Origin of the sequence: Parabacteroides goldsteinii (assembly GCF_020091425.1) — a bacterium.
Lineage (GTDB): Bacteria > Bacteroidota > Bacteroidia > Bacteroidales > Tannerellaceae > Parabacteroides > Parabacteroides goldsteinii.
In genome coordinates this window covers 6,201,111-6,214,373 of sequence record NZ_CP081906.1, presented here as the reverse complement: position 1 = coordinate 6,214,373, position 13,263 = coordinate 6,201,111, and the positions used below count along the sequence as shown (strand labels likewise).

Genomic DNA, 13,263 nt, shown 5'->3' with positions numbered 1-13,263 from the left:
TATGGAACTATACACCACTATCAAAATACCCAAGCCTCCTTTCCGGTTTTCCTGGCAGGAACGCATCTTACTGCTCGGTTCCTGTTTTGCGGAAAATATCGGGGCGAAGCTGGCTGAGAACAAGTTCAATGTCGATATTAATCCGTTCGGAACACTGTATAATCCGGCATCCATCGCTGCCGCATTGCGAATGCTGCTGCATCCGGAGCGGTTTACAGCAAATGATTTATTCCGGCACGAAGGCGTATATCATAGTTTTACGCACCACAGCCGTTTCTCTTCCACCTCGGAAACAGAGTGCCTGGAAAAGATTAACGACAGATTGTTTGCCTCGGCACAAGAAATCAGGAAAACCGGATATATGGTGATCACACTGGGGACTGCCTATGTCTACCGGTTGAAAAGTTCCGGCCAGGTGATAGTAAACTGCCATAAGCTACCGGAGAAAATGTTTGACCGCTCGATGCTATCCGTGGCGGAGATTGTGTCGGAATGGAAGGAGTTGTTGCTCTCCTTATGGGAGCAATGCCCGGACCTGAAGATACTTTTCACCGTCAGTCCGATACGCCACTGGAAGGACGGGGCACATGGCAATCAACTCAGTAAGGCCACTTTGCTACTGGCAGCCGATACGCTCCAGATGGCCTATCCGGAACGGATCGCTTACTTCCCCGCCTACGAAATCATGATGGATGAGCTGCGCGATTACCGCTTCTATGCAACCGACATGCTGCATCCTTCGGAACTCGCTGTTGATTATATTTGGCAACGTTTTACAGAAAATTTCTTATCCGATGAAACGAAAGGCTTTCTTAAAGAATGGGCAGAGATCCAAAAGGCTATTAATCATCGCCCGTTTCAACCCGAAAGTGAAGCCTATAAACGCTTCATCTCGCAAACTTTGTTAAAGATGGAACGAATTAACGAGAAATTTCCTTCCTTTGATAGTACAAAAGAGATGGAAATAATAAAGTCTAAACTAATGTAAAGAATGGAATACTCAATAAAAGAAATCGTCAGAATTATCGGTGCGCAGGCAAATAACTTGCAGGATAGCACCATCAGCATTTTGCTGACTGACAGTCGCCGGCTTTCTTTTCCGGAACAAAGTCTCTTCTTTGCCCTTAAGACAAAGACCAACGACGGACACAGATATATAAAGGAACTCTACAAACTACGCGTCCGCAATTTTGTAGTGAGCGAAATGCTTCCGGAGTTCGAATCGCTCGGAGAAGCAAATTTCCTGGTGGTAAAAGATACGTTGAAAGCTCTTCAGAAACTGGCTACCCATCACCGGAAACAGTTCAATATCCCGGTGATCGGCATTACAGGCAGTAACGGGAAAACGATTGTAAAGGAGTTCCTTTATCAACTATTGCACAAGGAATTCAACATTGTCCGCTCGCCGCGCAGTTACAATTCACAGTTGGGCGTGCCGCTGTCCGTCTGGCAAATAAGCGACAAGAATACGCTGGGAATCTTTGAAGCCGGCATTTCCCAACCGGATGAGATGGAAAACCTGCGCCCGATCATTTCACCGACTATCGGTGTTATTACCAATATCGGAGAAGCACATCAGGAAAATTTCATTTCTACCACGCAGAAATGCCTGGAGAAACTGACTTTGTTCAATGAATGCGAAGCCATTATATATGACGGGGATGATGCGTTTATATCCAACTGTATCGAATCGGCCTGCCTTTCACATAAGGCGATTGCCTGGAGCCGGACAGACTCGGATGCACCGCTTTATATCGAAAAGATCGAAAAGAAAGAGAAAGAAACAGTCATCCTTTGCACACTGCTCGGGCTGACTCAGAAATACGTCATTCCTTTCACCGACGATGCTTCCATCGAAAATGTGATCCATTGCCTGGCAGTAATGCTTTATCTGAAGCCGACCAGCGTAAATGATGCAAATAAATTTGCCCGGTTGGAGCCTGTCGCCATGCGTCTGGACGTGAAGCAAGGCATCAACAATTGCATGCTGATCAACGACACATACAACTCTGATATCAACTCGCTGGATATCGCCCTCGACTTCCAGCAGAGCCGCCATGTGGACAAGAACCTGAAATGTACATTGATCCTCTCCGACATCCTGCAATCAGGTACGTTGCCCAAGTCGCTTTACAAAAAAGTTGCCGACCTAGTTCGCCGTAAAAACATCGACCGGATTATCGGTATCGGACGGGATCTGAAAGAATATGGCAGTGTATTCGATATCGAAAAGGAATTCTACCTCAGCACGGATGAGTTCCTCAAATCACCGACATTCAAGAAGTTCAAAGACGAACTGATCCTGATAAAAGGCTCACGCCACTTCCACTTCGAACGTATCTCCGAGTTACTGGAAAAGAAAGTGCATGAAACGATCCTCGAAGTAAACCTGGACGCGGTTGTGCACAACTTCAACTATTACCGTTCGAAGCTGAAACCGGAAACCAAGATGGTTTGTATGGTAAAAGCGTTCGGATACGGGGCAGGTTCATACGAACTGGCTAAAACGTTACAGGAACATCGTTGCGATTACCTGGCCGTTGCCGTTGCCGATGAAGGGGCGGAACTCCGTAAAGAGGGCATCTCAATCCCTATTATCGTAATGAATCCGGAATTCAGCAGTTTCAATGTCTTGTTTGAAAACAACCTGGAGCCGGAGATATATAGCTTCCGCCTGCTGGATGCCATGATAAAGGAAACGGAACGCCGGGGGATCACCTCCTACCCGATCCATATCAAGATAGACACAGGAATGCACCGTCTGGGATTCCAACCGGATGACGTCCCGGCGATCTGTGAACGGTTGAAAGAACAAAGCGGCGTAACAGCACGTTCTGTATTCTCCCATCTGGTGGGAAGCGACTCATCCATCTTCGATGATTTCACAAAGAAACAACTGGATACATTTACTCAGGCGGCTGCCGAACTGGAAAACGGCCTGGAATATAAAGTCATCAAACATATCCTGAACTCTGCCGGCATCGAACGTTTCACGGACTATCAGATGGATATGGTCCGTCTGGGAATCGGACTATACGGTGTAAGTGCTTCCGGCATAAAAGGCCTGCGCAATGTCAGCACCCTGCGCACCACCATCCTTCAGATACAACATGTCCCGGCTGGCGACTCCATCGGTTACAGCCGCCGTACTTATGTGGACCGTGATTCGCGCATCGCCATTATCCCGATCGGTTATGCCGACGGCCTGGACCGTCATTTCAGTAACCGGGGAGGCGAAGTCTCCATCAGTGGAAAACGCTGTCCGATCGTCGGAAATATCTGTATGGATGCCTGCATGATCGACGTGACCGACACAGACGCCCAGGAAGGCGACCCGGTCATCGTCTTCGGCGAAGAACTTCCAGTAAGCGAACTATCCGACAAACTGAAAACTATACCTTACGAGATACTGACCTCAGTTTCTCCACGGGTAAAAAGAGTTTATTACAGGGAATAATTTTCCGACAAATAACAGGAGGCCCGGATGCAGAAATATGCGTCCGGGCTTTTTCTTTTAAGGGTAGTTCTCCATAAGTTATGCAGCAAAGCCGGACATAAATTGTTTATCTTGCACATTTTATGTACTTTTGTGCCGTAAATAAATTAAATAAAGGTATGAGTCATAATTTATTGAAAGGTAAAAGAGGCATTATCTTCGGTGCGCTGAACGAAATGTCGATTGCCTGGAAAGTGGCAGAAAAGGCTGTGGAAGAAGGGGCAACTATTACATTAAGTAATACGCCGGTTGCCGTACGTATGGGTGAAGTCGACGCCCTGGCTAAAAAGCTGAACGCAGAAGTGCTGCCGGCAGATGCCACTAGTGTGGAAGATCTGGAAATGGTATTCTCAAAATCAGTAGAAATACTGGGAGGAAAAATAGATTTCGTATTGCACTCTATCGGCATGAGTCCGAACGTGCGCAAAAAACGTACATACGATGACCTGGATTACGATATGCTGGGAAAGACATTGGATATATCCGCCGTCTCTTTCCACAAGATGCTCCAGGTAGCCAAAAAGCAGGATGCTATCGCCGATTGCGGTTCGGTACTTGCTTTGTCGTATGTGGCAGCACAGCGTACTTTCTTCGGTTACAACGACATGGCGGATGCCAAGAGCCTGCTGGAATCGATTGCACGCAGCTTCGGTTATATTTACGGACGCGAAAAGGGAGTACGTATCAATACGATCTCTCAGTCGCCGACCCTGACAACAGCCGGTAGCGGAGTGAAAGGTATGGATCATCTGATGGATTTCTCCAATAAGATGAGTCCGCTGGGTAATGCATCGGCCGAAGAATGTGCAAACTATTGCATCGTAATGTTCTCTGACCTGACCCGCAAGGTTACTATGCAGAACCTTTTCCACGATGGTGGCTTCTCAAGCATGGGCATGAGCCTTCGCGCCATGAACCAGTACAGCAAAGGATTAGAAGAGTTTACCGACGAGAACGGAAATATTATTTACGGCTAACCAGCCGTAAATAGCTGACAGTTATGCTAATAAAAATATACCCCGAAAATCCCAATCCGAGGGAAATAGACAAGGTTATCGACGTCCTTCGCGACGGAGGCCTGGTCATTTACCCGACCGACACAGTATATGCGATCGGCTGTGATGCACTGAATGTCCGTGCAGTTGAAAAGATCTGCCAGATGAAAGGTATCAATCCTCAAAAGAGCAACCTTTCCATCATCTGTTACGATCTTTCCAATTTGAGCGAATATGCCAAAGTAAGCAACACGGCATTTAAGCTGATGAAGAAGAACCTGCCCGGTCCTTTCACCTTCATCCTGCCGACAAGCAGCGAATTGCCGAAAATATACAAAAACAGGAAAGAAGTCGGTATCCGTGTACCGGATAACAATATTATCCGGACCTTGGTAAAGGAGCTGGGAAACCCTATTCTGACCATGTCTGTCCATGATGACGATGACGTGATCGAATATTCGACCGATCCGGAGCTGATCCATGAAAAGTATGAAAATACGGTGGACATCGTTATCGACGGTGGCTACGGTGGTTTCGAAGCCTCAACGGTTGTAGATTGTACCACGGATGAGTTTGAGATTGTACGCCAAGGGAAAGGTATATTAGAATAAAGCAAAAAGGCTTCCTGCATTGAAACAGGAAGCCTTTTTCTATTTTAGCTATCTAACAGAATCTGCAATTTAGAAGTTCCCCACATTTGCTTTATCCCACCAGACACGAGTACCACCAATATCGCCGGTAAATTTTCCACTTGAGTTTTCCTGATTCAACAGATCAATACCTTTCTGTAATTCTGCATTATTTGTATTGATTTCAATTTCAGAATAAATCAGACGGCGAATTTGTTCATCCGTATCAATTGTTCCGTTACTGCTGTTAACACGAACCGGGAACAGTTTAGGATAACCTGTACGGCGATATTCAGCCCAGGCTTCTGTAGACAACGGGAAGTTTGCCAGCCATTTTTGCGTAATGATACGCTGCAGCTTTTCTTCATTGCTTGCACCATCATTCCATTTAACCGGCACTGTATTCATTGCTTTATAACTATTTTTAGAGTCAATCGGATCTACGAAGTCAATCTGCGTTGTAGTACCATTGATGTAATTCTCGATATCTTGTTCAGATATATCAACCGTTCCATTCACATAAGCCTTTTTGTATTTCAACTCATTATTAATAGAGATACGGATACCTTCTTCATACAGATCCTTGGCATTACCACCCATACTCCAACCACGCAAAGCTCCTTCTGCACGCAGGAAATAAGCTTCTGCCACCTTCATTACCGGGAACGGAGTAGCATAAGAACAAACGACACTTGAGAAACCACCCCATTTATTCGGCTTCGAAGGTAATTCACAACCCGCACGTATGCCCAGATACTTAGTATCTACAGCTATTTTAGATCCGTCTTCGGCAGCAATTTCCTGAGTATTCTTCGTTATATACAACGGTGTACGAGGGTCCTTATAACCTTCCATAATAGTTACCAAAGATGCATTGACACCACAATCTCCCCATTCGAACATACGGGTCAATTCATTACTTAAACCCTGATCAATCAGAATATCTTTATCGGCAGAGGTCAGAACGCCACCCTGATACGCTTCTTCCGCTTTCTGTTTTGCCAACGTCGGATTCGCTTTTACAATACGCATCGCAATACGCAGTTTGAACTGGTTAGCAACCTTTATCCATAAAGAGCGGTCACCTTTGCACCAATAATCAAACTGTTGCATGTCTGCTGCGGCTGAAGTTCCATTTTTGAAACCTTCTATTGCTTCATCCAGCAAAGTGAACATACTATTATAAACACTTTCCTGTGTATCATAAGCAAAAGCCACATCATTGCCATCCAATACAGACTGATAGGCAATAGGTCCGTAGGCATCTGTCGTCATCAGCATACCGTAAACCTGGACAACACGCATAACGGCAGCATAATCTTTGATACCCTTTTCATCACAGGCATTGATCAGACGGCGGGTATTATTGAAGATATGCAGATAAAAATTCTCATACATACCGCCACAGAAACCGCGGTTCAATTTATAATCGGCATTCCCGTTACCTCCAAAGTTGTGAGGGGTCATGAAATAACCGCCAAACAGATCAACACTCAGGTTTGTCCAAAACTGGAACATATTTTGCTGCGGAGCATATACATAAGTAATCGGTTCTATGAACTGAGCCTCAAACGGCATGTTATCCGGATCGACTTCATATTTATTGGTATTCAGTTCCTCAAAATTATCAGTACAACCGACAATCATCGTGCCGCAGGCAATAGTCAGGCCCAAAGCGGCTGCATATTTGAATAATATATTTAATTTCATAGATAATCAAGATTAGAAGTTTAATTTCAGATTAAGACCAACACTACGGGAAGAAGGCAACGCAAACATATCAACCCCTTGCCAACCGTTTCCGGTACCGGCAGATACATCCGGATCCATCGGAGCATCTTTGTAGAAGAAGAACAGGTTACGGGCAATCAAAGACGCATTCAGATTCTTTCCGATACCGAAAAGGTTACGGAACGTATATCCGAAAGACAACTCACGCAAACGGACATTCGTTGCATCGTAAACATACAACTCATTAGCATACTGCGAATTGAAGTTTGTTGCACCTACTACGGAATAGAATTTCTGAGGATCAAAAGTTACTCCTTCAAACACAACACTACCATTATCGCGGGCAGCACCAGAGCGTTCGGAAACACCCCAACCATCTAATGTTGCTTCGGTCATGGACATTACTTTACCACCCACCTTTGCATCGATCAGGAATGACAAAGTGAAATCTTTATAGTGGAATGTATTGGTCCAACCCATATTTACTTTAGCATTCATATCACCGACATATTTCAGATCCTGAATACCGTCACCACCCAACTGGGGAGCACCGTTTTCAGAAACAACAGGTTTACCGTTGTCATCTCTCTTGATCTGACGAACATACAAGTCACCATAATGGCCGCCTTCCTTCAGGATCACTTTTGCTCCGCCATAATCAGCCAGAGTCAAACCGTCAGGTAGTTCATCTACTAATTCCTTAATCTCATTCTCGTTATAAGCAAAGTTGAAGTTTGTACTCCAGCTAAAATGATCGGTAAACTGATTATGCCAACCCAAGCCAATTTCAAAACCCTGGTTCTGCACATTACCGGCATTTACATAACGGTTTCTCAGACCTGTTTCCCACGGAGCTGAGATTGAGAAGAACTGGTTCTTTGTATTTGTCTTATAATATGTAAGATTCACATCCAGGCGATTCTGAAAAAATGTTCCGTCAAAACCAACTTCCAGAGAATTTGTCTTTTCAGGTTTCAATGTTTTGAACGGTGCATTTTCGGGAGGCGTCAAAGCACCCTGGTCACCCAACTCATAACGCAGATTCGTCATAAAAATAGGAACGTCATTACCAACCATTGAGTAAGAAGCACGCAACTTAAACATATTAACATTCTTGCCAAAGTCAATAAACTTATCCAGTAAAGCACTGGCACCTACTGACGGATAGAAGAAAGAAACACCATCCGTATATGCCAAAGCAGAAGACCAGTCATTACGAGCAGTTACATCCAGGAACAAACCTTCCTTATAACCGAACTGAGCAGTCGCGAATACAGAATTCAAACGTTTTTCTTTCAATGATTCAGTCGTAGTCATCCGGTAATAGTTAGCCGGAGAGAAGATATTCGGATAATAAGCACTACCGGTCGGTTTGCCATCTACAACCGAGAACTTGGAGTCACCCCAACCGATCAAATCAACACTGGAACCAGTTGTTTTCGTAAAACTGCTACCAGCCGTTACTGATAAGGTATAAGTATCTTCCCAACTTTTATTATAGCTTGCCAGAATATCCCCATACATCTGTTCACTGAAAATACGGGAATCCTTCATGGTACCCATCTGGTTACGTCCGCCTGTACTGGAAGCATATTCATTATATATCCATTTCTCATCACCACGTTCGTAACGCAAACGGCCGGTAACGGAAAGACCTTCCATAATATCATATTTAACACTACCTCCGAATTCATAACGGTTACGGTTTGAAGTCGGTTTCTGACGGTTCACCATCCAGTAAGGGTTGGAGAATTGTTCCTGGGCAACATTCGTCCAGTTCTGGACATTTGCGTTCAAAGAAGGTTTATACACCTCGTAATTATTTTTGTAATGATCCCAGTCTTCTCCTCTCGGGAACAAATAAGCACCGGTAACCGGATTACCCAGAAAACCGGCTGCTGCCTGGTTTTCAATATCCTGATTATTATAGCGGGCACTTACATCAATATGAACTTTCTTCCATAGGTGGAAACCGACTTTAGCCAACAGGTTATGACTCATATAGGTATTTTTCGGTGTTACACCGTGAGAAGCTACATTCGCATAAGAAAAATAAGAAGAGATGTGTTCATTACCACCACTCAAAGCAATTGAATTGTTGGTAGTGAAACCAGTCTGATAGAAATCTTTCGCATAATTTGGAGCAGTAGTCGACAATTTGTCCCCCCAACTGAATGTACCCTCATTGCTCATTCCGTAAGAATTCTGGAACTTAGGCAACGAAGCAACTGTTTCCACTGTTGTATTGCTCGATACATCGATCGACACTTTACCCGACGATGCCGATTTAGTAGTAATCATAATTGCACCGTTGGCAGCCACAGCACCATACAAAGCCGCCGCAGAAGCACCTTTCAGTAAAGTTATCTGAGCAATATCGTCCGGATTGATCGTAGACATGGCATCACCACCATCACGACCTCCACCATAATTACTGTTTACCTGTGAATCAGACACATTCATCATCAAAGGTACCCCGTCTACCACAATCAACGGTTGGTTGCTACCATTAATAGATTTGTTACCACGAAACAGGATCTTGGAAGCACCACCCGCACCGGTAGAGTTCGGAGTGATCTGCAAACCGGCACTCTTACCCTGTAAAGAGTTGATCATGTTTACGTTCTTAATTTCATTCAAGTCTTTGCCGCCAACAGTCTGGGCTGCATATGACAACGTTTTCGATTCGCGTTTGATACCCATGGCAGTTACAACAACTTCGCCCAATTGTTCAGAATCGGAAACCATAGAAACATTAACAACAGAACGTCCGTTAACCGGTTCTTCCACTGTTTTCATACTCAAATAAGAAAATACCAGAATTGCATTTTCACCAACTTCCAGAGAATACTTTCCATCGAAATCAGTTACGGTTCCAATAGTCGTACCCTTTTGTAGAACATTTACGCCAGCAAGAGGCTCATTCAGTTCTTTGTCCATCACAACACCGCTTACTTTTCCTTGTGCCCACAGCACATTTGTACATATCCCAATGCAGAATAGTACCAACATAACAAAGCTCTTCCTCATAAAGTCAGATTGTTTAGGTGAATTAATAATGAAAATTTCCATAACACTTTATCCTAAAGTTAAATAACAGGTTTAACATTTACATACATACAGCCAAAACAAGAACTAAGTCCTACCAGAACTTATATAGCATTGCGTTTATCCGGTTGTAAATCTATTAAATTATAACCGAAATAAGCAATAATTGTTTGAATAAAGATTATTATTTTTGTTTATATTAACACAATAATGTCGCGTTTCCCAGCACACTCGCATCAGCATTAACATTTGTTTGTAGCAAATAGACAGAGTTCTGGTAGAACTCCGTAATAAAATATTTATTTGAAACCTTCATATTCCTATTGTCTTCCAAAATGCCTACCTTTGTAATTATTACATTATTAATATAGCAATATGAACTGGACCCAATTATTATCAGGTAAACGTTTCGGAATGGAAGAATATCATGAACGTAAACATGAACGTACGGACTTCCAGCGGGATTATGACCGTTTGATCTTCTCCTCCCCCTTCCGCAGATTACAGAACAAGACGCAGGTATTTCCTTTGCCGGGCAGTATCTTTGTCCACAATCGTCTGACACATAGCCTGGAAGTTTCCTGTGTAGGTCGTTCGTTAGGTAATAATGTAGCAAAGGGATTGATGCAAAAATATCCCGACGGAAGTATTAACTTTCCGGAAATAGGTTCCATTGTTTCCGCAGCCTGCTTGGCTCACGACATGGGTAACCCGCCATTCGGACATTCCGGAGAGAGAGCTATTTCCGCTTACTTCCTGGAAGGGAACGGCAGTTATCTGGAAGATGAAATTCGTTCTGCTGGTGGCCGTTGGGAAGACTTTCTTCATTTTGAAGGCAATGCCAATGCCATGCGCCTGCTTACCCATCAGTTTATCGGCCGGAGAAAAGGCGGATTTGCTTTAACTTACAGCACATTGGCCTCTATCGTCAAATATCCTTATGCATCGGTTCATTCAGGCAAAAAAGGGAAGTTCGGTTTTTTCCAGTCGGAAGAAGAAACCTATATGCGCATAGCTACCGAATTGGGAATAAACCACAATCCTGAAGACAAGAATAAATTTGTCCGTTACCCGCTGGTTTATCTGGTAGAAGCAGCCGACGATATCTGTTATCAGATCATGGATATAGAAGATGCCTGCAAACTACATATCCTTACGACAGAAGAAGCCATTCAACTATTGCTCAACTTTTTTGAAGGAGAACGACTGGACCATATCATCCGTGTCATGAAAATGGTGGACGATACGAACGAACAGATCGCCTATCTACGCTCCTGCATCATCGGACTACTGGTAGATGAATGTTCGCGTGTCTTCCTTGAAAATGAAGACGGAATACTTGACGGAACCTATAATACTCCTTTGATAGAGCAGATAGGAGAACAAGCCAAACAAGCCTATGCCACCTGTTCAAAAACGGCTTACAAAAAGATTTACCGCGCCAAAGAAGTACTCGACATAGAACTGGCCGGTTACCATATTTTCAGCCACCTGATCGACAGCCTGACAGAAGCTGTCATGAATCAGAGCCATGCATACAGTAAATTATTGTTACAGCGCATCCCGGAACAATATGACACGAATGCACCAACCACTTATGGCAAAATACAATGTGTACTTGATTATATCTCAGGAATGACGGATGTTTATGCACTCGACCTATACCGCAAGATCACAGGAATGAGCCTTCCGGCCGTTTAATACTCTTCCCTATATTTGCTTTCTTCTTTATCTTCCAGGATACTGAGATAGCTCTTATAGCGGGACTCGCTGATATAGTGATCTTCAAGCGCTTGCAAAACAGCACACCCCGGTTCATGACGATGGCTACAGTTATTGAACCGGCAATCTTCGGAGAATTTGAATATCTCCGGAAAATAGTGGGAGATTTCAGCAGTCTCCATCTCTATGGTACCAAACCCTTTGATTCCAGGGGTATCAATCAGGTAGCCTCCTTCCGGCAGCGGGATCATTTCAGAGAAAGTTGTCGTATGCATCCCTTTATTATGATATTCGGAGATATCGCCGGTCCGGAGATTAACGCCGGGAACTAACTTATTGATAATCGTTGATTTCCCAACTCCCGAATGACCGGATAAAAGAGTTATCTTATCTTTCAGTTCCGCTTTAAGCGCATCGAGACCTTCTTCCGTTTTAGCACATAGGGTAGAACAGGGATAACCGATCGTTGTGTACAAATTAATCAGGGCGTCGAGATATTCCTTATCTTCCCCTTTATAACGGTCGATTTTATTGAAAACCAACTTTACCGGCACACCATAAGCCTCAGCTGTGGCCAGAAAACGATCGATAAAAACAGTTGTAGTAATCGGATAATTGACAGTTACGATCAGCATGGCCTGATCGAGATTGGCCGCAATAATATGCGACTGTTTAGATAAGTTGGAAGCCCGCCGGATAATATAGTTCTTACGGTCTTCTATCCTGGTAATAAACGCCGTACCTTCATTATTGATATCGATATCAACCCGGTCACCGACAGAGACAGGATTTGTGCTGCGTATCTCCTTTAAACGGAAATTTCCTTTTACCTTACTTTCCACATCACGCCCGTCATCGGTACGTACGGTATACCAGCTACCTGTATTCTTTATTACCAGTCCCTTCATATTAATTAAAAATTAAAAATTGAAAATTGAGAATTGAACAAACTACCGGACGATACGCGTCAAAGTAATTTTCAATTCTCAATTCTCAATTTTCAATTATTTATACTGTCATTATTTCTTTTTCTTTAGCAGCGTAGAGGTCATCTACTTTCTTTATAAATTTATCGTGCACCTTCTGAACTTCCGCTTCCGCATCTTTTGCCACATCTTCAGGAGTTCCGTCGGCTTTCACACTTTTCTTTATTGCCTCGATCGCATCGCGACGCGCATTACGAACACTGATTTTTGCCGTTTCGGCTTCCTGTTTGGATTGTTTAGCCAACGTGCGACGGCGTTCTTCTGTCAGAGGAGGAATCCCCAGACGGATTATTTCACCGTTATTTTCAGGAGTGATACCTACTTCCGAGTTCATGATTGCCTTTTCAATCTCTTTGATAAGCGGCTTTTCCCACGGAGTAATGATAATCGTTTTTGCATCCGGTGTATTTACCGAAGCCACGTTAGTCAGAGGAACAAGACCTCCGTAATAAGGAACCTTCACTCCGTCAAGGATCTTCGGATTAGCCTTTCCGGCACGGATATGAGCCAACTGTTCGTCAAGATAATCGATTGCGAACGTCATTTTCTCTTCTGCTGACTTTACATACTGCTTGATATCTGCCATAACTGATTGATATTTTGTTTTCTGTTTTTTTCGATAAACAAAAGTAGTAAAGTTTTTGAACCTAGCAAAC

The 13,263-nt window shown here is 43.7% G+C and carries 9 protein-coding genes; 5 read left to right on the top strand and 4 right to left on the bottom strand.

The window, feature by feature from the left end:
- The first annotated feature begins 1 nt into the window (after position 1).
- The 4 genes from K6V26_RS25530 (at position 2) to K6V26_RS25515 (ending at position 5,102) form a co-directional block, all read left to right on the top strand.
- Entirely contained in the window at positions 2 to 988 is a 987-nt protein-coding gene (locus K6V26_RS25530) for a GSCFA domain-containing protein (RefSeq protein ID WP_224264198.1), read from the top strand.
- A 3-nt stretch (positions 989 to 991) separates the two neighbouring features.
- Positions 992 to 3,457, top strand: a complete 2,466-nt coding sequence (locus K6V26_RS25525; protein ID WP_224264197.1) for a bifunctional UDP-N-acetylmuramoyl-tripeptide:D-alanyl-D-alanine ligase/alanine racemase — start codon at positions 992 to 994, stop codon at positions 3,455 to 3,457.
- A 158-nt stretch (positions 3,458 to 3,615) separates the two neighbouring features.
- Entirely contained in the window at positions 3,616 to 4,473 is an 858-nt protein-coding gene (locus tag K6V26_RS25520; protein WP_009859931.1) for an enoyl-ACP reductase FabI, read from the top strand.
- A 23-nt stretch (positions 4,474 to 4,496) separates the two neighbouring features.
- Positions 4,497 to 5,102 carry an L-threonylcarbamoyladenylate synthase gene (locus K6V26_RS25515; protein WP_048316542.1) on the top strand — a complete coding sequence of 202 codons (606 nt, stop codon included), beginning with the start codon at positions 4,497 to 4,499 and terminating at the stop codon, positions 5,100 to 5,102.
- 69 nt (positions 5,103 to 5,171) lie between these two features.
- Here the strand turns inward: K6V26_RS25515 and K6V26_RS25510 are convergent, their stop codons facing one another.
- Entirely contained in the window at positions 5,172 to 6,830 is a 1,659-nt protein-coding gene (locus tag K6V26_RS25510) for a SusD/RagB family nutrient-binding outer membrane lipoprotein (protein WP_195585835.1), read from the bottom strand.
- 12 nt (positions 6,831 to 6,842) lie between these two features.
- Positions 6,843 to 9,881 carry a SusC/RagA family TonB-linked outer membrane protein gene (locus K6V26_RS25505; protein WP_009859934.1) on the bottom strand — a complete coding sequence of 1,013 codons (3,039 nt, stop codon included), beginning with the start codon at positions 9,879 to 9,881 and terminating at the stop codon, positions 6,843 to 6,845.
- 393 nt (positions 9,882 to 10,274) lie between these two features.
- Here K6V26_RS25505 and dgt point away from each other — a divergent pair, with 393 nt between their 5' ends.
- Positions 10,275 to 11,600, top strand: coding sequence for a dGTP triphosphohydrolase (dgt, locus tag K6V26_RS25500; protein WP_010800811.1), 1,326 nt, complete (start codon positions 10,275 to 10,277; stop codon positions 11,598 to 11,600).
- Here dgt and rsgA read toward each other — a convergent pair.
- Entirely contained in the window at positions 11,597 to 12,529 is a 933-nt protein-coding gene (gene rsgA, locus K6V26_RS25495; RefSeq protein WP_009859936.1) for a ribosome small subunit-dependent GTPase A, read from the bottom strand. The two genes, dgt and rsgA, sit on opposite strands and share 4 nt — an antisense overlap.
- Positions 12,530 to 12,629: 100 nt before the next feature.
- Positions 12,630 to 13,193, bottom strand: coding sequence for a ribosome recycling factor (frr, locus tag K6V26_RS25490; RefSeq protein ID WP_009859937.1), 564 nt, complete (start codon positions 13,191 to 13,193; stop codon positions 12,630 to 12,632).
- Between the last annotated feature and the right edge of the window lie 70 nt (positions 13,194 to 13,263).